The organism is Staphylococcus sp. HMSC055A09 (genome assembly GCF_001809655.1).
Taxonomy (GTDB): Bacteria; Bacillota; Bacilli; order Staphylococcales; family Staphylococcaceae; genus Staphylococcus; species Staphylococcus capitis.
Genome location: NZ_KV798364.1, coordinates 115,545 through 139,755 on the forward strand (window position 1 = coordinate 115,545; position 24,211 = coordinate 139,755).

Below are 24,211 nucleotides of genomic sequence, written 5' to 3' on the forward strand. Positions count from 1 at the left end.
TAAAATAATTGTTCAATCAACTTCAACAATTATTCATCATTCATTTTGCTTTTCTCTTTCAAACCATTACGTTTCAATTGTTTAACTAATTTCTTCATACTTACATAATCTTTTTTCTTAGCTTTAGCAGACTCGAAACCTAAATTCTTTTTCAATTTATCTACGTCTACTTCTTTATAATCGACATCTATATGCTCGACAGCTTTTTGATCTTTGTAATCGACTTTATACGTTACACCTTTAACGCCTTTAAAAGCTTTCTCATCTTTTTTTAACATTTCTTTAGCTTGTGATTGATCAATTCCTAAATCATCATATTTAACCGTTCCAATGGTAGATTGCTTAAGTACTTCGTCATCCTTATATGTTAATGACGTAATGACATTCTTACCATTAACGTCTCCCTCATATGTCTTCGTTTGTTCCTTACTACACGCAGAAAGTGCAGCCACACTTAGAACTAACACTGCTATAAGAGAAATCACTTTTTTCATTGTTGTCGCCTTCTCTCGTCTTTTTTTCAAATAAATTATACCACCATCGATACAAATATGTTACTCATATTACTTTCCACTATTTGATTTTATTTCTTGAAAATGAACTCAAAAGCTACTGCCACATCATAAAGAATGTCACATGCATGTTATACTAAAATTGAAAACTTATTATTGGAGGAGATAGCTATGTCTGACTCAAAGGAACTACTTAAATCATTAACAGACGTTAACGGCATTGCTGGACATGAAAAAAATGTTAAATCACTAATGAAAGATTACTTAACTCCTGTAAGTGACGAGATCGTTGAAGATAATTTGGGAGGCATTTTCGGGAAAAAGCGTGCCCAAAATGGTTCAAAATCATTAATGATTTCAGGTCATCTTGATGAAATCGGATTTATCGTGACTCAAATCGATAAAGACGGCTATATTTATTTCACACCTATCGGGGGCTGGTGGAACCAAGTGATGTTATCTCAGAAAGTAACAATCACTACTGAAAATGGTAAAGAAATTAGAGGTATTATCGGTTCAAAACCTCCTCATGCGCTCTCACAGGAAGAACGTAAGAAACCAGTTGAAATTAAACATATGTATATTGATATAGGTGTAGCAAACAAAGAAGAAGCTGAAGCTGCGGGAGTAGAGCTTGGAAATATGATTACACCATATAGTGAATTTGAAACACTTGCAAATGATAAATATTTAACTGCGAAGGCGTTTGATAATCGGTATGGTTGCGCATTAGCTATTGATGTCCTCAACCGTTTAAAAGATGACAGTATTGATATCAACTTATTCGCTGGTGCCACAGTTCAAGAAGAAGTCGGTTTACGTGGTGCTAAAGTCGCAGCTAATCTTATCAAACCAGATCTTGCAATAGCAGTAGATGTCGGCGTGGCATATGATGTTCCAGGTATGAGTAGTGAGAAGAATCAAGGCAACTTAGGTGATGGCCCTCTTGTTATCATGATGGATGCAACAAGTATTGCACATGATGGTTTCCGTAAACATATTAAAGAGGTTGCAGAAGCTCATCATATTCCTGTTCAATGGGCTACAACTCCTGGAGGCGGTACTGATGCTGGTAGCATTCATGTAGCCAATGAAGGAATTCCGACAATCACTATTGGTGTAGCATTAAGATATATGCATTCTAATGTTTCAGTCATGCACACAGATGATTATGAAAATTCTGTTCAACTGATTACTGAGATCGTACGCTCGTTAAATGACGACAGCTATCAATCATTAATGTGGTAACAAAAAGACAAGGAGGCAAATCATGTTTTCTAAAAATGATGATAAAAAGACAACTATTTTTGGAGCAATGAAATGTTCTAATTGTGGCAAAGAAATCAATAAAGATGAAAATCTTACAATACAAGTTAAAGCGAAAGACTTAAAAGGTTATACCCATCTAGCAAATTGGGCTGATTCGCAATATAAATTATGTGAAAACTGCGCCCAACAATAGAATAAATGCCTAAATCTGAAACGCATATAACCCCCAGTTCCTCATTTATGGAAACTGGGGGTTTGTGATTATATCATATATGATATGGTCATCATTATTTCGTTGAATTCTTCCAACTATCGTCACTTAACATTTCACCAGGCCATGTATATGCCATCACACCACCATCGATACGAATCGTTTCACCTGTAATAAATGAACTATCATCAGAAGCAAGGAATGTCACTAGTTTACCTACTTCATCAGGCGTACCCAAACGACCTAAAGGTGTAACCCATTTTTGATTTTCACGGAATGTTTTACCCGCTTCATCTTCAGAGGTACCTGCTAAATTATCAACTAATGGTGTTTCGATTGTACCAGGTGCTATCGCGTTTGCGCGAATATTTTCACGACCATATTCAATGGCAATAGATTTTGTAAAGTTAATCACGCCACCTTTAGCAGCGTTGTAACCAGAACGATACAAGTCAGCTGCTTGACCTGAGAATGATGCCGTATTAATGATAGAGCCACCATGATCCATCATTAAAGGTAATAAGAACTTAGTTACTAAGAAAGTTCCTCTCATATCTACAGCCATAATTTTATCGAAGACCTCTACTGGATATTCATGAATACGACCCGCACCATGATCTACACCTGCATTATTAAATATCACGTCGATACGACCATATTTATCTTTAGCTTTCTCGGCAAATTGTTCTACTTGATGTTCATCGGAAATATCTACTTTATAGGCTGTAGCTTGACCACCAGCCTCATTAATTTCCTTCACTGTGTCATCTAACTTATCAGAAATGTCTAATGCTAAGACATGTGCACCTTCATTGGCTAAGACCTTTGCAGAACCTTGGCCTATACCTGTACTTGCGCCGGTTACTACTACAATTTTGTTTTCTAAACGTTTCATCGCTCGTCACTCTCCCGATTTTTTAATTCCTTCATAAAACTTTCTTCATTATTTACAATATATATCTTCCACTTTTAAATTCTTCTTAAACGCTGTTATATCAATGATATCGCTTTAGTTTATGATATTTATTTTCCGGAAAATGAACTTTAATATTATAGATAGCGTTTACATATATGTATTTATCATGTAAGCTTAGTTTTAAATTTCAGAAAATTCTTACCTAAAGATGGTATTGGTGGGTATAGATTCAATAATGAATCAAAGGGGGCAAATGACTAATGGGGGCAAATGCAAAGGAGAAAAAGTCTTTCGTAAGTAAATTTTTAAATGGAGTCGAATTTGTGGGGAATAAATTACCAGATCCTGCGGTACTCTTCTTCTTTATGTGTGTAGGACTCGCAATCATTACTTGGTTTGTATCATTATTCAACGTATCCGTAAAACATCCTGGTGATGGGAAAGTCATACATATTAAGAGCATATTAAGCCATGACGGCTTCGCTTATATCATGAATAACGCGATTAAGAACTTTTCAGAATTTCCCGCACTAGGTTTAGTATTAGGCGTGATGATTGGAATTGGCGCTGCTGAAAAGTCTGGCTACTTCGACAAATTAATGATTTCAGTCGTGAACAAAGCACCAAAAAAGTTAATTGTTCCAACGATTATATTAATTGGCATATTAGGAAGTACTGCTGGAGACGCGGCAACAATTATCTTACCACCACTTGCAGCAATGTTATTTATTAAGATTGGCTACCATCCTATCGCTGGTTTAGCCATGGCCTACGCTTCAGCAGTTGGAGGTTTTGCTGCAAATTTAGTAGTAGGTATGCAAGATGCACTCGTCTATTCTTTCACAGACCCAGCAGCACGTATTGTTTCTAAAGACATTAAGACAAACGTGGCTATGAACTGGTACTTTATCGCAGCAAGTGTTGTTGTCTTATTACCAACAATCCATTTGGTTACGACAAAACTCATTATTCCTAGATTAGGACGTTATGATGAAAGTCAGGCCCATGAAGACACAGAAGAAACATCTTCTCATATCACACCACAAGAGAATAAAGCACTCTTTTGGGCAAACATAAGCTTTGTAGTACTCATCGTTTTACTCATTATATGCGCAATACCAGAACATAGTTTCTTAAGAAATGCGAAGACTGGAAGTCTACTCGACGATGCACCGTTAATTAATGGTGTCGGATTAATTATTTTAGTTGTGTTCTTAGTACCAGGCACAATTTATGGAATATTAAGTGGAGAAATTAAAAATACTAAAGACTTAGGCAGTATGATCGCAGAATCATTAGGTTCTATGGGGTCATTTATTGTCATCGTATTCTTCGCATCACAATTACTTGCCTTTTTAGAATGGAGTAACTTAGGTGTCATTGCAGCCGTTAAAGGTGCTAAATTATTACAACATCAAAATGGAATAGTTTTAATTATAGGAATTATTTTACTAAGTGCTTTAGTCAATATGTTGGTCGGTAGCGCTTCTGCCAAATGGGGTATTCTAGCACCTATCTTTGTACCAATGCTCATCTTAGTTGGATTCCATCCAGCATTTACACAAGCAATTTATCGTGTAGGTGATTCAATTACAAACCCTATCACACCGATGATGCCATATCTACCGTTATTACTTTCATATGCACAAAAGTATGATAAAAATATGAAACTCGGTACACTACTATCAAGTTTGATGCCTTACTCTATCGCCCTCACTATTGTATGGATAGCCTTTACATTAATATGGTTCCTACTTGGTATACCAGTAGGCCCCGGAGGACCAATTAAGGTGTAAAAAAGGTGCGGAAGTGAGCGGTTAGGTTGCGAGCAATTACTAGCATCAAGCGAAAACTGTTCTTTAGTTTTTGCGCGATGCGTATAATTGTTGAGCAATCTGCTCACTGAAGCCCGTCTATCAAGGTGCGGAAGTGAGCGCTTAGGTCATGAGCAATAACTAGCAATGAGCTAAAATTGTTCCTCAAATTTTTGCGAGTTGTGTATTATTGTCGATTGACCTGCTCACTGAAGCCCGTCTATCATTCCTAGCATTTTAAACTCACTTACAATAAAAATAATCGCTAGTATATCTTCCCTCTAGATGTACTAGCTTTTTAAACTTTTAAATTCAAAATTTTATTACAGACATCCTTTTATCTGCGTAATTAAATACATATTGTCTAAAATATTATAGTTTTCCCAAATTACTATAAAACTTTAACAAAAAGTTTCTTAAAAATCTTTTCAATTTATCTATATCATGTAAAATAAAATTAAACAGGGGTAATTTCAAACTTCCCGTAAGAATCAGAGGAGGCAGAGATGGAAGAAAGAATAGGTTTAATAGACATTGGCTCAAATACGATTCGACTCGTTATTTTTGGTTTCACTACAGAAACAGGACTAAATGAAATCCTCAACATTAAGACACCTGCACGTCTTAGTCAATATTTAACAGAAGACACAAAAATGAACGATGAAGGTATTGAAGTGTTAAAAGAAGCGCTTCGTAGTTTCAAGAAAGTTGCTGACAAGTTTGATGTTCAAGAATTACATCCTATTGCGACAGCAGCAATACGTCAATCGCAAAATAGAGATGACATCATTAAGCAAATCAAAAAAGATTTGAATATTAAAATTCAAATTGTGCCTGAAGAAGATGAAGCTTTCTATGGATACTATGCCATTTCACATACGACAGATATTGAAAATGGTATTTCTGTAGATATTGGTGGCGGATCTACAGAAGTGACGCTCTTCAAAGACAAGAAACTTAAAGAGGCACATAGTTTTCCATTTGGAGTAGTAACATTAAAACGTCAATTCTTTGGCGACAAAGACCATAACGATAAACCAGCCATTAAAAGTATGGAAAAGTTTTTATCCGAACAGTTTAATCAACTTGATTGGTTAAAAGATCAAGAAATTGCACTCGTTGGTGTAGGTGGCTCTGCACGTAACGTTGCGCGAATACATCAATCAGAACATTCCTACCCTATTGGTGGCGTTCATAACTATACCATGTCACTTAAAGACATCGATGAAGTATATGATATCATCCGTAAAAGCTCACGAGATGATTTAACTAACCTTGATGGCCTAAGTCGAGATCGCGTAGATATTATCCTACCTGCCGTCTCAGTGTTTAAAACACTTTTCAAGAAAATTGATGCTACACAATTCACTTTCTCAAGAAACGGTATTCGTGAAGGCTATGTTATGAACTTGATACGTCAACGTCACCCTAATGAATTTAAAAGAGATAACGTACGTCAAGATGCATTAAGACATCTTGCGAATGAGTATAACATTGAAGAAGATAGTGCGAATCGTCGATTAAAATTAGCTCAATCTTTACTGGATCAACTATTAAAACACGGTAATTTGAAAGTTTCAGCTCAAGAAAAAGCTTTATTCGTCGAAGGTGCTTACATTTATTACCTTGGTAGCTTTATAGATTCAGATTCAAGTTCACCACATACTTATTACTTAATTGCGAATTCTATGATTAATGGATTTTCTCATAAAGACCGTGTGAAGCTAGCATTACTTGCAAGTTTTAAAAATAAATCATTACTTAAGTTCTATGTTAAAGAAACAGAATGGTTTAGTGGTAAGGAAGTTGATACCATTCAGGCTTTAGGTGGCATCATTAAATTTGTGAATGCGTTAAATATTTCACATACCAGCTTTGTAGAAGAAGTTAAACTTAAAGAGAAAAAGGACGATAAATATGAACTCTATGTTTACTACAAAGGAGAGCCTATTGCAGAAGAGTATCAAGCCAATAGACAGAAGAAACATATCGAAAAGATTTTAAAGGGGAAAGTTTCAATCATCTTTACAAAATCTTAAAATTCATATGATATTTTTAGACTACACAACTATAAAGACTAAATAATGAGGTGTATTGAGAGTTATGCAAACTCAATTGGGAGAAAAGGATATTAATTTACCACAGTACTATAATAACAGGGAGTTAAGTTGGTTAGATTTTAACTATAGAGTCTTACAGGAAGCTTATGATAAGAATAATCCATTACTCGAAATGCTTAATTTTGTATCTATTTTCAGTTCAAATTTAGATGAATTTTTCATGGTTCGTGTCGCTGGTTTAAAAGACCAAGTGAAAATGGGTTATGACAAACCTGAAAATAAAGCTCAAATGACGCCTCAAGAACAACTTGATGCGATTAAGATAAAGAATACAGAGTATGTACATATGCAATATCAACGCTACAACGAACTTATTGAAGAGTTACGTAATTATGATATTGAAATGGTTAAACCTGATTGTTTATCAGAAACGCTCATAGAGAAACTTGAAAAAGAATTCAAAATGCGTATTCTACCTACTCTGACGCCACTAGGTATTGACGCGTATCACCCATTTCCAAAATTAAATAACAAAAGTTTAAATATTTTTGTAGATATCGATACTGAAGATGCTATTAATTCTGCAATTGTACAAATTCCATCTTTAATTCCTCGCTTTTTAACACTTAACGAAGGTAATAAACAATATGTTGTAATGGTTGAAGATGTCATTACATACTTTATCAACTACCTATTTACAGGATATGAGGTTTTAAATACATTTACTTTTAGAATTACCAGAAATGCTGATTTAACGATTCATGAAGACGGTGCTGAAGACTTACTGATTGAAATTGAACGCTTTTTAAAAGAACGTAAAAGTGGTTCAGCCGTGCGTTTAGAAGTCGATGGACGTACAGCTCAAAGAGAGAATATCGAATGGCTTAATGAACAATTAGAAGTAGAAGAAAATGACGTATACTTCTTAAATGGTCCCTTAGATTTAACATTTTTATTCGGCTTAGTTGACCATCTTTCAAATAAACTTAAATATCTTACTTATGAGAAATACACGCCACAAGTACCTAGATCATTAGGGAACAATAATATTTATAAATTAGCTTTAGAAAGAGATATTTTCTTCCATCATCCTTATGAATCATTTGAGCCTATCGTCGATTTTATTCGTGAAGCAGCTGACGATCCAAATACCATTGCGATTAAACAGACGCTTTACCGTGTGAGTAAAGACTCGCCAATCATCAATAGTCTGAAAGAAGCCGCTGAAAATGGTAAGCAAGTTACAGTGCTTGTGGAACTAAAAGCTCGTTTCGATGAAGAGAATAACGTTCATTGGGCACGTATGCTTGAAGATGCAGGTTGTCACGTGATTTATGGTATGACACACCTTAAGACACACAGTAAAATCGCGCTAGTAGTTAAACGTATTGGTGGCGAATTAACATCATTTGTACACCTTGGTACAGGTAACTATAATGACAAAACAGCCAAACTTTATACAGATATGGGAATCATCACTACAAATCAAGAAATTGCAGAGGATGCGATTAACTTCTTTAATTATTTAAGTGGTTACTCTATCAAACCTGAATATAATAAACTGATTGTAGCGCCATTTGATATTCGTGATGTCTTTATCGATCGCATAGATAAAGAAATCAGTAATCACTTAGAATATGGAAACGGTAAGATTATGATGAAGATGAATTCTCTTACCGATAAAGCTATTATTGAAAAGCTCTTTGAAGCCTCTCAAGCTGGTGTTAAAATTCAGCTTATTATAAGAGGTATCTGTTGTCTCAAACCTGGTGTTCCTGGAATTAGCGAAAATATTGAAGTAGTAAGTATTGTTGGACGTTTACTTGAACACTCTCGTATTTACTACTTCCATAATAATGGCGACGAACGTATTTACTTATCTTCAGCAGATGTTATGACACGTAACATGATTAAACGTGTTGAAATCTTGTTCCCTGTTGAAAATAAAACCATTGGTAAGCGTTTAGTCGATTACATGAACTTACAACTTTCAGATAATGAAAAAGGACGTTACCAAGATGAAAATGGTGTATATCACTATGTTAAAAACAACTTGTCACCATTAAATTCACAAGTATACTTAATGCAAAAAGCAATCAAATATGGACAAGAGCTCAAGAAACAAACTGCACAACCAACAGGTCAACCCGTTCGTTCAAAACGCGGTGGTAGTTGGATGAGTAGATTGAAAGAATCGTTTAGAAGATAAAATCTTAAACTTTACTTATAGTAACAAGTCTTTCTGCTTGATATGAAGCAACCCCTCACTATACGAAATAGTGAGGGGTTTTTTTATCCACTTTAACCCTTACAATTTTGGATTTACTTCACATTCTATATTACTTCTCAGGGTGCTCATACCAATGTTTCAGAAACTCATATAACACTTCGCTATACTGCTCTAATTCACGTTTCTCAACCTTTTCATCAACACTATGTGCCTCTTCCAGACTACCTGGACCATATAATATAGTTGGAATATCGAAATGCGCAATCCAACCACCATCTGTTACGGTCGTACTCATGCCATGTCTTAACGCACTGCCATGCACATGTTGATGCGCATCTTCTAGTTGTTTAAATCCAGGATGTTCTATTGGCACTGTAAAACTTGGGAAGATTTCTCCCTTGTCTTCAATCATAGATGCTCCACCCCACTCAAACTCAAGTGGATTCTCTCTCATCCAAACATCCGCTTCAGCCACGCGATTTAAGTAATCTTCAATTTCTTCAACAACATCTTCATATCGCTCATTAGGTAAATAATGTACGGTAATCCATAATCGGCATTCATTTGCAATAAAAGCTGGATGACGACCGCCTTCTATCACTGCTGGATTAATGGTATTCGCACCTGGTGGCATGCCTGGACTCTTTTTCATCACTGCCCAATGAGATTCAAGTTCATTTAATGCTTGAATGACCTTTGTCATCTTTTCAATCGCACTTGCACCAAATAAACCACCGCCCGCATGAATCATCTGGCTACGGGCGCCATCATGTATCGTATTTTTACTTTTAACAATAATCCAACCTGTGATAACGCCACCTTGTCCTAAAGCTTGATTTTCACTCGTATCTAATACTAAGGCTAAATCCCCTCTAGGACCTATCTCACATGCACGTTTTGTACCTGCTTCTCCAACTTCTTCACCTACAACTGATTGTACGATAATGTCACCTTTAGGACGATGTCCTTCTTGATTTAACCTTTCCAAAACATAAAATAAGGATGACATGCCACCTTTCATATCACTGACACCTCGGCCGTATAACCATCCGTCCACTTCTGTTAACTTGAATGGAGGATATTGCCAATATTGATCATCATCTACAGACGCGACATCAACATGGCCATTTAATATTAACTTGGGTGCTTCAGGGTCTTCCCCCTTTAAAGTGGCCACAATGATACTATCATTGTCATAAAGGTGTTCTCGCTGAATAGAGAAACCTAAATCTCTTAATAATAATTCAATTTCATTTTGTAATGGGTCTGTATTTCTTCCTGGAGGACTCTCCGTGTTAAATTCAACAAGCATGTTTAAAATCTCGAATTGACGTTGATTCATTTGATATCCCTTCCTTTATGTAAATTAAAAGTATCAAATAGTTTACAATTCAAGTTTAACATTCTATAAGTGCTTGTCATCTTAATAATATGCTCTTTAATACTTCTATACAGGTCTGACTGTCACTTCATTAACATTTACATGGCTTGGTTGCGTTAACGCATATACAACTGCATCGGCGATGTCGCGTGTATCTAACTTTTTACGTCCGCCAAAGTCATTACCTTCAGTCATTGGTGTTTCAACCATGCCTGGTGATACACTTGTCACTTTTACACCGGTACGTGCGAGTTCTTTTTCAAGGGCTTGTGTAATAGTATGGATTGCTGTTTTAGTGGCGCTGTATACAGCATTTGTCTTCGTAACTTCAAATCCAGAAATAGAAGCAATATTTATAATATGCCCACATGATTGATTTAATAAATGTGGTAATGCTGCTTGTAATACATAAAGCGTCCCTTTTAAATTCACATCAATCATTGTGTCCCATTGTTCAACGTCATAATCTGTGATTTTAGATGATAAACTTTGTCCAGCACTATTAACAACGATGTCGACTTTACCATAGTGTCCTTTAACGACTTGTAGCATTTGGTCAACACTGTCTTTTTGAGTGACATCTGTAGGGATGACTTTTGTCTCAGTTTCAAGTTGTTGTGCCACGGTTTGTAGTTTTTCTTCATTTCTTCCAGCAAGCGCAATGTTAACCCCGTGTTGGCTTAGCGCTTTGGCTATAGCTTCTCCAATCCCACTACCTGCTCCTGTAATTACTGCTACTTTATTCTTTAACTCTGACATATCTTTAGTCTCCTTTTTGGAAAATGAATTTCAATATAAGTTATATCTATCTTAACGTTTTTCAATACTCTATAAAATTGTAGTGATTGCAAAAATTAAAAAATGTTATAATTTCAGTGTGGGTACTTAATAATTAATATAAAGTAGTGATATATAATTATGAGTATATACTAGAAGGAGGTAGTGAGAGAGATGTCTTATCATGATCGCGTTCTAAAGTTAAGAGAAGAAAAGCACCGTACTGCATTTGAATTTCCTTTCGAAGATTTATTTACTAAAGAAGAATGGTTAAATATGTCTATAAAAGAACGTCAAAAAGAGGAAAAAGCTTTTAGACATGAAGTTGAGAAGATGGAAGACGTGAGATTACCATTTGCCAGTAGAGATGCAGCAAAGAATAAGTTATTTAATATCACTTATGAATATAATGGTATTAAAAAGAACTTTAAACAAAATGATAAAAAAGAAAACCCAAGAGGTCGTATTACTCAATAGATTAGTCCAGAATAATTCATTAGAAGATGAATATAGTTTGGTCATCGCGCTTTCCTTGGAGACAGTCTCAACCTTGCTATGCAAGTTTTCAACTCGTCTTATCCCCACAGGAGTCGGATGACCTTATTTTTCGTTCACCCTTCAAAAAATATTAAATACTTAAAGTGTAATTTTCGGATTTTAATTTTTTATTTATTAAATAATTAATAAGTTGAATAAACATAGTGAAGACCACATCTTACTGGGGCGTAGGATGTGGTCTTCTAACACATTATTCTAGATTTTAGGGGTATATAGAGTGTTTGTTGCTCTCAATTACTCTTTGAGAGCAAGTTCATTTCATCATTTTCGGGAGTTATCAATAGCGTTATTGGTTTGGTTAACTTGTAACAAGGGATTTACGTTCTAGACTATAATAATATAATCTCTCGGCATCAATATAAGGGATTGAGTCAATTGTTAAATATCCATCTTTAAGATCACCTATAAGACCTTGATTTACGCCAGTGTGTACATAAATTTCGTAACTACTTACATCAGAGTTAATTAAATTCTCAATTACATTTCTCATAGTCAATCACTCCATAATTTATTACTTACTCCTTACAATTCATATACTACACCTTTTCATGTAAAATAAAAGTATTTTGTGATACTTTTCACAAAATCATCACTTCTTATTTTTTATGTAAATTCTCGATAATATTTAAGCATCAACATAATTTATAATAACCTTGTGATAGTTCTTTAAAAAGTTTTAGGTAATATATCTATTCTGTTTCTTGTAAAAACGCTATTCTTGTAGTATAACTATTTTATTATACAAAAATATAGTGAGTAATATTTTTGTTTTGGGGGAGTTTAAAATTAGTAAGTTAATTTCAATTGTTGTTCCTGTTTATAATAAGGAACCTTTTATTGAGAGATGTGTACAATCTTTAGTGGATTTAGAAATGGACCATTCATTAATTGAAGCTATATTTGTAGATGATGTTTCTTCGGATAGATCTTATGAAATTCTTCAGTACTATGATGATAAGTACGATTTTATAAAATGTATTCAATTAGAACAAAACTCTGGAAGTCCAGCTGAACCTCGTAATGTAGGTATCGAGGTGGCAAATGGTGAATACATTGCTTTATTGGATGCTGACGATTGGTTAGATAAAAAGGGCTTTCCGAAATTAGTATTTCAAATGTCTGAACATCATTCAGATATTGGCTTTGGACAAAGCTTTAGGCATAAAGATAAAAATGTTTCTAAAATGGCTCGTTTCGCTTCATATAAGGAAGCCAATGGTTTAATTCCATATGAAATCAATGAAATTTTTCGTGCTGTGGGTCCACCAGGTAAAATCTTTAAGCGTTCAACAGTAATAGATAATCAAATAAAATTTCAACATATGAAATTTGGTGAAGATAAATTATTCTTTGCGGAATTAATTAGTAAGTGTACAAGTGCATCAATGACAACTGAAGCTACCTATCACGTTAATCGCTTTACAGATAATGTCTCATTAGTTAAATCTACTGATGTTATTGAAAAATCAAAAATCAATTTAGAAGTTTTACGTCAAATTGTTAATTTAGATATTCCTAAAATAGCTATGGAAAGTATTTTGAGTCGTATAGTAGAAGTGGATTACATGCAACGCTTCTTAGTGACTAAAACATTTTTAAAATCTGATAATAAAGAATTCTTTTTCAATCAATTTTCTAAAGTAGAATCCATTATTAAAGAAACTGGATACAATGTGGAAGACTTACTTACTATAGATGAGTATAAAAATGTTTATAGTCTTTTTCACTCTGATAAAGAAGCTATGCAAGAATACATTTATTACAAAATTTTTGATTCTAACAAACAAAAGTTTATTAAAAATACAAGTGTTTATTTAAAATATCCTGATAAATATAACCATTTAATACCTCTACAAGAAGCGTGTATGCCTGTGTATAAAGGTACAGAGATGATAGATGATACATTTTATGAGGTAATTGAATTATTTACTAAACCAAGTGTAGAAATCAATAACGTAGAATTAATTAAAATTCGAGACGAAAGATTTTCTAAATCTGTGAATTATGAACATAAAGATAACTTCATATATATTAAAACTGATGATTTAATCTTTGATGAATTTGATTTTAATATTGCTATTAAATTTAATCTTTACAAAACAGCACTTGTATTCGCTACTTATCCTAATTTCAATGATGATGTTAGTCTAAACCGTCAAAACTTTAAGTTAGAATTTATAAATAAACAATTTAAAATTGAGGATGTCCCAACAAATAAACTAAATGATACTAAGTATTTAAGCGAAAAACCCAATTTTATAATTACTAAAAAAACTATTAAAAGTTATATTGATGCAGATTTTAAAGAAGAATTTAATACTATTAAAAAAGGTAGTTTAATTCCCATATCAGATATGAGTCAATCATCTAAGGGAACAATGAGATTAATTACTAAAGATAAGCGATTCATTACTGCTAATGTAAATTTTGTTAAACCTACTGAATTGAAAAAGAAAGATGGCTACGTTTCTACTATTCCTAAAAGAATTAGAGTATTGAAGAAGTGTAAACTTTACACTGACGTTACTTTCAAAAACGAACCAATTCAAACGATGCAACCTAAAGATGAATTAAATATTATCGATATCGATTATACAAATAATTTTACTCCAAGATTAAAAACCGTTGATGGTTATTACATTACTGCTAATGTTAAGTTTGTAGAGGTATTACATTAATACATTAAGAAGGCACACAGAAATAAAATTTCTGTGTGCCTTTTCATATTAATCAATATTAAGTTTTTTGATGAATTGCTTAAGTTCATCTTTCATACTTTCGTCTTTTAGTGCGTATTCGATAGTAGTTTTTACGAACCCTAACTTTTCACCAACATCGTAGCGGTTACCGATAAAGTCATATGCAAATACTTGATGTTCACTATTCATTCGTTCGATAGCATCAGTGAGTTGAATTTCATTACCTGCACCTTTTTTCTGTGTTTTTAAATAATCAAAGATCTCTGGAGTTAGGACATAACGTCCCATAATTGCTAAATTAGAAGGTGCTGTACCTTGTTCAGGTTTCTCAACAAACTTTTGAACTTCGTAACGACGTTCTTTTTTAGATAAAGGATCAATAATACCGTAGCGATGCGTTTCTGACTCTGGCACCTCTTGAACACCTATAACTGAATTACCAGTTTCTTCATATACTTCCATTAATTGTTTAATAGCTGGTGTATCTGATTCAACAATATCATCACCTAGAAGCACAGCAAACGGTTCATCACCTATAAATTGACGAGCAGAATAAATTGCATGTCCTAAACCTTTTTGCTCTTTTTGTCGTACATAGAAAATATTAGCTAATTCAGTAGAATATTGAACTTTTTCTAATAATTCAGTTTTACCTTTATCTTCTAACACCATTTCAAGTTCTTTTTGATTATCGAAATGATCTTCAATTGCTCGTTTGTGTTTTCCAGTAACGATAATAATATCTTCGATGCCTGCGCGTGAGGCTTCTTCTACTATGTATTGTATCGTTGGTTTATCCAATATTGGTAACATTTCTTTAGGCATAGCTTTTGTAGCTGGTAAGAATCTCGTACCTAAGCCAGCTGCAGGTATAATTGCTTTCTTAATTTGTCTCAATATGTAAACCCCTTTATTTATATTGTTTATCGTATTCATTTTAAAGTGTATCATTATTTAAAATGCTTTCATAGTAGAGTTAATCCCTTCACCAATTTACTTAGTGAAGGGACTGTTATTCATATCGATAATCATTCGGTTATATTTAATTAAACAAATAAACTGATAAATAGTATGAAAATAATTCCAGAAACAGAGATGATTGTCTCTAGTAATGACCACGTTAAGAATGTTTCTTTAATCGTGAGACCAAAGTATTCTCTGAACATCCAGAAACCTGCATCATTGACGTGGGATAGGATAACACTTCCTGCACCAATTGCGAGCACAACTAATGCTACGTTCGTATCTGAATGATGTAATAAAGGTATTACAATTCCTGTTGTTGAGACCGCAGCAACTGTAGCTGATCCAAGCGCGATACGTAATACAGCTGCGACAATCCATGCGAGCAATATAGGTGACATGTTGGAACCTTCAAACATTTTAGCGATGGTGTCTCCAACGCCTCCATCAATTAACACTTGTTTAAATGTACCGCCACCGCCAATGATGAGTAACATCATACCTATAGGATAAATTGCATTTGTAACGGATTCCATAATATTCTCCATCTTACGTTGCCTCATTACACCCATGGAGAAAATCGCAAAGATAACCGCAATTAACATTGCTGTACCAGCTGTTCCTATAAGATAAATGATTTGTTCAAACCAGTTTGTTGGATCTTCATGACCTGTCACTAATTGCACAATTGTAGAAATTAACATTAAAATAACCGGTAATGTTGCTGTAAGTAAGCTAATACCAAAACTTGGCATTTCTTCCTCTTTGAATTCTTTTTGAGTACCTAATGAAGTAATATCCCCTTCGCGTCTATAAGCACTAGGAATTATTTTTTGAGCCATATGATTAAAGAATGGGCCTGCGATAAGTGTCACTGGAATTGCAATGATGATACCGTATAATAATACTTCACCAATATTAGCTTTAAGCTCTTTTGCTATCACGACAGGCCCCGGATGTGGTGGTAAGAAACCATGAGTTACTGATAATGCTGTAACCATTGGTAGTCCTAATTTTAAGATTGAAACATTTGCACGCTTAGCTACTGTAAATACTAGTGGTATTAATAGTACTAAACCAACTTCAAAGAATAATGCAATACCTACGATGAAAGCAGCGATGAGCATAGCCCACTGAACATGTTTCTGACCAAATTTAGCGATGAGCGTATCTGCAATTCGAGTAGCACCTCCACCATCAGCTAGTAGTTTACCTAAAATTGCTCCTAATCCGAAGATGAGCGCAATATGACCTAAGGTACTACCCATTCCATTTTCAATCGTTTCCATAATTTTATTTAAAGGCATTCCTAGTAATAGTGCCGTAATGATTGAAGTAATGATTAATGAAATAAATGTATTTAATTTCAAGAATATAATTAAAGTAAGTAAGATAACAATCCCGAGTACAACACTTATGAGTGGCCAAATTTCTCCAAACATAACATTCCCCTTCTTTCTCTTTTAAATGTCTGAGTTGCAACTTTATAGTTAATACTCTTAGTGCTTAATTGCTTATATGTTTACGTTGGAAGTTTGCTATTTCACTATAGCTTTCAGTTATAGAGCGACTTATATTAATAAAGATTTTAACAAGCTCTTGATAAATTGCTACAGTATCTTCATTTGGTTGATGAGCGTTCGTTGTTCCTACCATTTTTTCAATAATAGAGAAGTCATCAATTTCCCCTATTGCTTTCAGTCCTAGTACACATGCACCTAAGCATGAACTCTCATAACTTTCTGGCACGATAAGATTAGTATCAAAAATATCTGCCATCATTTGTCTCCAAATCTCACTTTTAGCGAAACCACCTGTCGCTTTAATTGTATTTGGTGTCTCATTCATAACTTCTATTAACGCAAGATATACAGTGTATAAATTGTAAAGTACACCTTCTAATGCTGCACGTATCATATGTTCCTTTTTATGAGAGAGCGTTAAACCAAAGAATGAACCTCTAGCGTCTGCATTCCATAGTGGGGCACGTTCACCAGCAAGATATGGATGAAAGATAAGACCTTCTGCACCTGGTTTTACTCGACTAGCAATTTGCGTTAACACATCGTAGGGATCAACACCTAAACGCTTAGCAGTTTCTACTTCGCTTGCAAGAATCTCATCACGTAACCATCGTAGAATCACTCCACCATTATTCACTGGACCACCAATGACGTAGTGTTCATCATCTAAAACATAACAAAATATACGACCTTTATAATCTGTACGTGGTTTATTTATAACTGTTCTAATGGCACCGGATGTACCGATAGTCACTGCAACTTCACCTTTTTTATAGCTATTAACACCTAAATTCGAAAGTACACCATCACTTGCTCCCACAACCACTGGAGTATTTTCATCAATATCCATGAGCTCGGCAAAACGTTTCTTCATGCCAGTTAAGATATGGGTTGTTGGTACAAGCTCTGGTAATTGGTCTCTACTAATACCTAGTAGTTTTAGCGCTTTTTCATCCCAGTCTAATTGTCCTAAGTTGAACATCCCAGTTGCTGACGCCATTGAATAATCGATGACATACTTACCAAATAATTGATAGAAAATGTAAGTCTTAATATCAGCAAATTTAGCTGTTTGATTATATATGGCAGGTTGTTCATGTTTCATCCAGAAAATCTTAGATAGTGGTGACATTGGATGTAACGGTGTACCTGTTCGCTGATAAATTTCAAAGCCATTATATTCATTTTCAATTAAATCAGCATAGCGACTTGAGCGATTGTCAGCCCAAGTAATATTCTCAGTTAAACGTTTATTTTGAGCGTCCATTGCCACTAAGCTGTGCATTTGAGCACTAAATGAAATTAACTTAATATCTTTCTTCGAAATACCAGATTCTCGAACGATGTACTTCACCGTCATTAACACTGCATCAAATAATTCATCTGGATTTTCTTCTGATACGTCTACATTGGGTGTATGTAAGTCATAACCAATATTATGTTTCATTATAAATTGACCATTTTCATCGTAAAGTACAGATTTAGTACTTGTAGTTCCGATATCAACGCCAATCATATATTTCATTATAGGGTCCCTCTCTTCCAAATCTTTACCGTAACCAAAAACTTTCTATATTTTTTCCAACGTCATCAAAGTTTAAGTGAAACGCTTCTCTTAATTTCTCAGCATCATAATGTTCAATTGCTTCTATAAATACTTGGTGGTTGCGATGAATTCTTTCAAAATCTTGTTTGTCTGTAGCCATTCGATGTCTCATAGATAGTAATATGAGCGACTCCATTACTGGCTTCAAGTGATTCCAAAATGTTTTAAGATATTGATGATTCGCAGCATAAATGATGACTTCATGAAATTCGAAATCATGTTTTGTAAATGCCTCTGCATCCTCAAACTGAACCGCCACTTTCATCATTTCTAATTGTTTCTTCATTTCTTTAGCTATCGCTTGTGTGTCATGACCTTTTAATCTTGAAAATGCGAAAGATTCAAGCATGAGACGTAAATCATACATTTCTCTTTTCTTTTGATCTCCAAAAGATAAAACTTGAGCTCCCATACGTTCAAGATGTATTAATTGGTCAGTTTGTAACAATTTGAAAGCATCTCTAACTGGAGAGCGACTAACATTAAATTGCTTGGCTATTTGATTCTCTGTTAATAATGTGTCAGCTAAGATTTCTCCGCTTACGATTCCTAAACGTATTTCAGCTGCAATAGACTCTCCGGTTGTTAAACCTTCCATCCACTTTTTAGGATAGCCATAAGTCATTGTCTCCACCCTCCAAACTTGAACATCTTAACTTGTATACAAGTATGGTAATATACACGTTTTTATTTTGCAAGCGCTTTCTTTAGTTGTTATTATTTTTCAAAATAAAAAACCTTAACGTAATATTACGTCAAGGTTAGTATCTGTTTTCTATTTAAGTTTTGGAAACTTCGACACAGAAATGTGTTTAAGACGCCCTTCCGTCTTACTTTTTCATTTAATTCGAAATCCAATTTTTAATATGGTCTACTACGCCTATTTGATCTTTAGAAGTTGTTTCCAACACACTAGGAAAATCGATATGACCTATTCCTGGATATAATATTTCTTTTGTTTCACCACCCAGTTGTTTAAACTTTTCAAGTGTGGCTTGTGAATCTGTGTATGGAATAATTTGATCTTCTTTACCAGACATGAACATGATTTTAGGGAACTGCTTTATTTCATCTATATCGGGTAAGTAATCTGTCTTAATAGTATAGAGTATGTCGGTAATGATGGTTTTTATTGGAGCGACAAATTGTATTAAATCTAACGCATTCTCTTTATGAGCATAAATGGTTTTGTTCAAGATGTATTGAGGAAGATTTTTAACTGCTTTCACTTCGTCCTTCAAAATATCCCTCTTACTATTATTTGTAAATAGACGCGCGAGCATACTAGCATCTGGGGTAATTTTAGCTGCGCTATGTAAATAAATAAGATGAGTAATGGGGAGAGTATTGTATTTAAGTAGACGCGTTGCAATCATACCTCCCATTGAATAACCGACGATACTTAATTCGTGAATTTGTTGTTCCTCAACCACTTGCGTTAAGACATCATAAATACGTTCAGAGTAATCATCAAGCGTGTGTGTATCCCTGTCTAAATCAGAACTCTTTCCTCTACTAGGACAATTCACAAAGATCATTTTATATTCTCTAAAATAGGGTTCGAACATTGTCATTATTTTATAAGTTAATAATGCTCCGTGGATAAAGACAATTACATTATTAGAATTCATATCTCCTGCGTATGCGACTTCGCTATATTCATCTTTAAATCGTTTCAGTGGATAAACCTTAGTTGTAAAATTCTGCTTAATCATAAATAACCTCGTATTTCTAATATATCAATTAAAATAATAATAACATATAAATAATTTTTATATAAATATAGCCAAAATAAAGTGGTTATTGAATTTAACATAATTAAAACCATCTGTGTGACCAGATGGTTAATAAAATTCATTCTATAATACACTTTAATTACTCGATATCTCTGAATGGATTTGTTGCATCTTACTTTCAACATTTGTAATATCAGTCGCACATTGTTCAAGTAATCCTTTATACTTTTCAGTGTCTGCGTCATTCTTATATCGAATCTTATGTTCTAAACTTGCCCACATATCCATACCAATTGTACGAATTTGAATTTCTACTGGCGTCACTTCTACAGCATCAGCTAAAAAGACAGGAATGGATACCACAATATGCAAACTACGATAGCCATTTTCTTTGGGATGTTCAATATAATCTTTTCGCTTCAACAATTTAACGTCTTCTTGTTTGAGTAGCATTTGTTCAATCACATAAATATCATCTAAATAATTACAAACCACTCGAATACCTGCAATATCCATGATATTCTCTTTGGCGCTTTGTGCACTCACTTCAAGCCCTTTACGACTTAGTTTCTTAACTAAGCTGTGCATTTCTTTAACTCGTCTTTCCATATGATGTATGGGATTATGTTTAAATTGATAATTAAAATTTTCATCTAAAATACTTAACTTCGTACTAATTTCTTTAAGTGCGGAAGAATACACATGGTCTAGTTCAACAAAGCTTAATAGTGTATCAAATGCTGCCTCACTATCCTGAAAGTTATTTAAACTATTTTTGAATTCATTTCTTAAGTCTTCGACATATAATGAAGGCTTTCTTTCTACGTACATATATCTCGACCTCCGTTTTCTATACACCTCCATTATATCGGAATTGAAATCGATAGAGAAACGTTAGCCCATCATACTTTCGCCTCATTTAAGTAAGCAAACTAAAACCGCATAAGTATGAGCACTTACGCAGTTCAATTTAATCTATTCATCTTTTTTATGTTCGATGACTTTAGTTCCTTTATTGTCAGCAATCTCGTTCGCACGTTTCACGGCGTCTTGCTTTTGATCGAATGTATCTGAAGCTTGTTTAGCATCTTCAGTTTTAACTTTCCATTCATTGTCTTCGTAATAAACATGTATATTTTCGTCATTTAATTTTGGATTAGCTGACTGATCTTTCTGGTGTTGTGTGATATGTTTATTCTTTAATTCATCTAATGCTTCCTTAGACGCATCTTTATACCATTTTTCAGCTTGTTGTGTAGCAATAGGAATCACGTCGCCTTCTTTATAGCCATCTTTTAGCATAGCATTTCCGATGTCTATTGCCTTCTTACGTTCAAGTTCATCGAAATTTTTCCAACTTTGTGGGTAATCGTCCATTGTCCAAGGCATAACTTTACCTCCCAATAAAATAACTTTTAATAGTATTTACCACTATCATGAGTTATTAAACGAAAGGTTCACTTACTAACCTTTTGATTGAGAGTCATTTGAAGTATGATGTTCTTCCTCATTTTCTGTGATATCTTTACGTGCGTGAACACTGTTACGCTGAATATTAATTAATGCTGATCGAATATAATTATATTGAGGTAAATGACTTAACTCTCTTTCCTCTAAACTGCCTTGTAGTTGGAAATGCTTGGCAATATTTTCAAACGCTAAGAGATACTCGCCCATTTGCTCATCATCGATAGTTATACGATGTTTGTTATTCATCGCTCTTTCTAACATAAAACTAATTTCCTCTAACGCAAAGATACTTGGATAATAATATCGCACAACCTCTTTATTACTGAACAATTCTCCGTTGGCAGAATTATACATTTGAGTGACGTTGCTGATTTTTACGTTTAAATTTAAACGTTCTCCCTTATCTACTTCATTCGTTTCGTATTTATTTTTAGAAAATAAATAATGAAATAGCGTGGCTTCTTTACGAACTAGTTCTGCAATCGCTCCTGGTAACATTGAGGAGGCCGTATTTCTGGCAACTAAGAATATCCCTATAACAGTTATGACAATACCTAATATAACGTCGATAATACGTGTATAAGCAATTTCTATACTTAAGTTATGCGAAGCTAGACCATTCAGCATAATTACTTGAGTAGTAATGAAAATAACAGCAAATGCATAGTTTGCCGCAACAAACGCTTCAGTCATCACTGCTGAAACACCCATGATTAATATTGCAATTAACGGATTAATGTTTAAGGCTAATATGCCTGACAAAATAAGGGCGCCAATAATTGTACCTATTCCTCTTGCTAATGCACGGTCAAGTGAACGGATTGTCGTCATATTTGAGAGTAATACAGTATGTGCTGAAAGTGGTACCCAATAAGCCTTTTGAATATTAAATCCTAGCGCAATAAATATTGCTATAGCCATAATAACCGTATATTGTAGCGCATTTCTGAAGACGATTGAATCAAAAGTTAAATTTTGATAAATACGTTTACTATAGAGTGGTTTGCGAATATCGGCTTCATGTTCAATTTGATTGTCGTTCGCATGTACCATTTCATCGATTTTCAATATATGATTCAATAAATTTTCAAATTCTGAAGGTACGTCCACAGGCTTTGTCCATGGTCTTGAAGTTCGAGGTTGTTGTATTCCATTATAAATATGATCCATCATTTCAATAAGATCTTGTGGAATAGGACGAACATTTTTCTCATTTAATTCGAGTAACTCTGAATAGATACCTTGTGCTGCAGTATGTAGGAGTATTAACTTTTGGAAACGTGAACTTAACTTTCCATTACCACCTGATGTAGAAGTGATAAGGAGCTTTTCCGATGTTCTAAATTCAGTTACAGCATTTCTCGCGTATGTTTTAAACGCTTCAGGGTCATTATAATGATGTAACAAGTTATGAATTGTAGCAAAATCCGCGTTAATCGCTCTATCTTCTGCTTTAACTTTGGTAAATAAGATGGTTAACATTACAGTTATTGTCGCTAATATACCACCAATAAGAATGCCTAAGCCACGTAGTAATGCTTCTTCTGGCGCATGAGGTAAATTAATAGGCAAACAATATGTTACTAAGAAGAAGGTAGAAGACGGTCCAGCTACTTTGAGTGCATTAAAAATATAATACGGTACCGCAACGACAACAAGTAAGATAAGACCAAATACTATCGGCTGTATAATCGTTAACGTACCTAACATCATACAAAGTGAGAACGACAGTGAGCAGATAATAACTGTTCTTAACATAGATTGCGTTGAGCCTTTAAACACATAGACATGTGCAAGTGTACCTGTTGATATTAATAAGCCAAAATTGAAAAATCCAAAAAAATAGCCTATTAAAGCAGGTATAATAAGTAATAATCCTTGTCTTAACCCTTTATAATAATCAATTTTAGATTTATCAACACGGGTCAGTGAATTAAGTACGTGATTCACTTTAATCTTCCTTTCTAATTTACATCCCCAAATAAGAACATAAGAAAGAACGAGACAATTTAATTTTATGAGTTGAATAACATTGTCTCGTTCATTTTTTATAATCTATGATGTTCATAAGTGTTGCATTTACTTACCAATTATAACACTGATTATTCATTTATGTTGAACGTGCGAATTGAATTATTTTTCTACTGTTCGACTTACATCTATCTTAGGTTCCTCAGTAATAAATTTACTAATATTTTGGCTAAATGTTTGGAAGTGTTCAGATTGATTGTGTTCTTCAACAGCATTTTCATCTTTATAATTTTCAACCACCACAAATGTATTCGCTTCGCTTACATCTTCATAGTGATGATAGAATAAATTTCCTTTTTCTTGTCTAGAATGTTCCACTAAGTCAGCCATTAATTGTAAGTAATCTTCGCGTTTATTTTCATCAACTTTAATCTTAGCATTAATGATAATCATTTGAATAATCTCCTCAGCTTCTTAACAGTTTAATACATAGATAACCTGAAACATCATGCTTT

The 24,211-nt window shown here is 34.1% G+C and carries 21 protein-coding genes; 7 read left to right on the forward strand and 14 right to left on the reverse strand.

Going from position 1 to position 24,211, the window contains the following annotated elements:
- Positions 1-29: 29 nt before the first annotated feature.
- Complete coding sequence (locus tag HMPREF2642_RS03795; protein ID WP_037550370.1) at positions 30-494, reverse strand: YehR family lipoprotein; 465 nt, start codon at positions 492-494, stop codon at positions 30-32.
- Between the two features lie 189 nt (positions 495-683).
- Here HMPREF2642_RS03795 and HMPREF2642_RS03800 point away from each other — a divergent pair, with 189 nt between their 5' ends.
- Positions 684-1,760 (forward strand): M42 family metallopeptidase, encoded by a 1,077-nt coding sequence (locus tag HMPREF2642_RS03800; RefSeq protein WP_023351164.1) that lies wholly within the window; start codon positions 684-686, stop codon positions 1,758-1,760.
- Between the two features lie 22 nt (positions 1,761-1,782).
- Positions 1,783-1,974: a hypothetical protein gene (locus HMPREF2642_RS03805; protein WP_037550375.1), complete on the forward strand. Its 192-nt coding sequence runs from the start codon at positions 1,783-1,785 to the stop codon at positions 1,972-1,974.
- 94 nt (positions 1,975-2,068) lie between these two features.
- On the opposite strand, the gene HMPREF2642_RS03810 is transcribed toward HMPREF2642_RS03805, so the two are convergent.
- Positions 2,069-2,887, reverse strand: a complete 819-nt coding sequence (locus tag HMPREF2642_RS03810; protein WP_049428460.1) for an SDR family oxidoreductase — start codon at positions 2,885-2,887, stop codon at positions 2,069-2,071.
- Between the two features lie 281 nt (positions 2,888-3,168).
- Between HMPREF2642_RS03810 and HMPREF2642_RS03815 the strand changes: the two genes are divergently transcribed.
- The 3 genes from HMPREF2642_RS03815 (at position 3,169) to HMPREF2642_RS03825 (ending at position 8,991) form a co-directional block, all read left to right on the forward strand.
- Positions 3,169-4,704 (forward strand): AbgT family transporter, encoded by a 1,536-nt coding sequence (locus tag HMPREF2642_RS03815; protein WP_049428462.1) that lies wholly within the window; start codon positions 3,169-3,171, stop codon positions 4,702-4,704.
- A gap of 524 nt (positions 4,705-5,228) precedes the next feature.
- On the forward strand, positions 5,229-6,761 hold the full coding sequence (gene ppx, locus HMPREF2642_RS03820) for an exopolyphosphatase (RefSeq protein WP_070597678.1): 1,533 nt from the start codon (positions 5,229-5,231) through the stop codon (positions 6,759-6,761).
- Between the two features lie 64 nt (positions 6,762-6,825).
- Entirely contained in the window at positions 6,826-8,991 is a 2,166-nt protein-coding gene (locus tag HMPREF2642_RS03825) for an RNA degradosome polyphosphate kinase (RefSeq protein ID WP_049427925.1), read from the forward strand.
- A 130-nt stretch (positions 8,992-9,121) separates the two neighbouring features.
- On the opposite strand, the gene HMPREF2642_RS03830 is transcribed toward HMPREF2642_RS03825, so the two are convergent.
- Positions 9,122-10,354: an acetylornithine deacetylase gene (locus tag HMPREF2642_RS03830; protein WP_049427923.1), complete on the reverse strand. Its 1,233-nt coding sequence runs from the start codon at positions 10,352-10,354 to the stop codon at positions 9,122-9,124.
- A 105-nt stretch (positions 10,355-10,459) separates the two neighbouring features.
- Complete coding sequence (locus HMPREF2642_RS03835; RefSeq protein ID WP_049427921.1) at positions 10,460-11,152, reverse strand: SDR family oxidoreductase; 693 nt, start codon at positions 11,150-11,152, stop codon at positions 10,460-10,462.
- A gap of 192 nt (positions 11,153-11,344) precedes the next feature.
- On the opposite strand from HMPREF2642_RS03835, the gene HMPREF2642_RS03840 reads away from it, so the two are divergent.
- Complete coding sequence (locus tag HMPREF2642_RS03840) at positions 11,345-11,647, forward strand: DUF1413 domain-containing protein (RefSeq protein ID WP_049427919.1); 303 nt, start codon at positions 11,345-11,347, stop codon at positions 11,645-11,647.
- 379 nt (positions 11,648-12,026) lie between these two features.
- On the opposite strand, the gene HMPREF2642_RS03845 is transcribed toward HMPREF2642_RS03840, so the two are convergent.
- Positions 12,027-12,218, reverse strand: coding sequence for a hypothetical protein (locus HMPREF2642_RS03845; RefSeq protein WP_002432938.1), 192 nt, complete (start codon positions 12,216-12,218; stop codon positions 12,027-12,029).
- Between the two features lie 280 nt (positions 12,219-12,498).
- Here HMPREF2642_RS03845 and HMPREF2642_RS03850 point away from each other — a divergent pair, with 280 nt between their 5' ends.
- A complete protein-coding gene (locus HMPREF2642_RS03850) occupies positions 12,499-14,406 on the forward strand; it encodes a glycosyltransferase family 2 protein (RefSeq protein ID WP_227489902.1) in 1,908 nt (635 codons plus the stop codon).
- Positions 14,407-14,454: 48 nt separating this feature from the next.
- Here the strand turns inward: HMPREF2642_RS03850 and galU are convergent, their stop codons facing one another.
- From galU to HMPREF2642_RS03895, 9 genes are all read right to left on the reverse strand, one after another.
- Positions 14,455-15,324 (reverse strand): UTP--glucose-1-phosphate uridylyltransferase GalU, encoded by an 870-nt coding sequence (gene galU, locus HMPREF2642_RS03855; protein WP_002469897.1) that lies wholly within the window; start codon positions 15,322-15,324, stop codon positions 14,455-14,457.
- A gap of 149 nt (positions 15,325-15,473) precedes the next feature.
- On the reverse strand, positions 15,474-16,832 hold the full coding sequence (locus tag HMPREF2642_RS03860; protein ID WP_029625751.1) for a gluconate:H+ symporter: 1,359 nt from the start codon (positions 16,830-16,832) through the stop codon (positions 15,474-15,476).
- 64 nt (positions 16,833-16,896) lie between these two features.
- Positions 16,897-18,438: a gluconokinase gene (gene gntK / locus HMPREF2642_RS03865; protein WP_049427912.1), complete on the reverse strand. Its 1,542-nt coding sequence runs from the start codon at positions 18,436-18,438 to the stop codon at positions 16,897-16,899.
- A gap of 25 nt (positions 18,439-18,463) precedes the next feature.
- Positions 18,464-19,144, reverse strand: coding sequence for a GntR family transcriptional regulator (locus tag HMPREF2642_RS03870; protein ID WP_049427910.1), 681 nt, complete (start codon positions 19,142-19,144; stop codon positions 18,464-18,466).
- A gap of 217 nt (positions 19,145-19,361) precedes the next feature.
- Positions 19,362-20,234 carry an alpha/beta fold hydrolase gene (locus HMPREF2642_RS03875; protein WP_023351151.1) on the reverse strand — a complete coding sequence of 291 codons (873 nt, stop codon included), beginning with the start codon at positions 20,232-20,234 and terminating at the stop codon, positions 19,362-19,364.
- A gap of 156 nt (positions 20,235-20,390) precedes the next feature.
- Positions 20,391-21,086, reverse strand: coding sequence for a GTP pyrophosphokinase (locus HMPREF2642_RS03880; RefSeq protein ID WP_070597679.1), 696 nt, complete (start codon positions 21,084-21,086; stop codon positions 20,391-20,393).
- A gap of 144 nt (positions 21,087-21,230) precedes the next feature.
- Entirely contained in the window at positions 21,231-21,644 is a 414-nt protein-coding gene (locus HMPREF2642_RS03885) for a DUF2188 domain-containing protein (RefSeq protein WP_049427906.1), read from the reverse strand.
- Between the two features lie 75 nt (positions 21,645-21,719).
- Entirely contained in the window at positions 21,720-23,675 is a 1,956-nt protein-coding gene (locus HMPREF2642_RS03890; protein WP_070597680.1) for an FUSC family protein, read from the reverse strand.
- A gap of 183 nt (positions 23,676-23,858) precedes the next feature.
- Complete coding sequence (locus tag HMPREF2642_RS03895; protein ID WP_002432496.1) at positions 23,859-24,149, reverse strand: putative quinol monooxygenase; 291 nt, start codon at positions 24,147-24,149, stop codon at positions 23,859-23,861.
- Positions 24,150-24,211 lie beyond the last annotated feature (62 nt).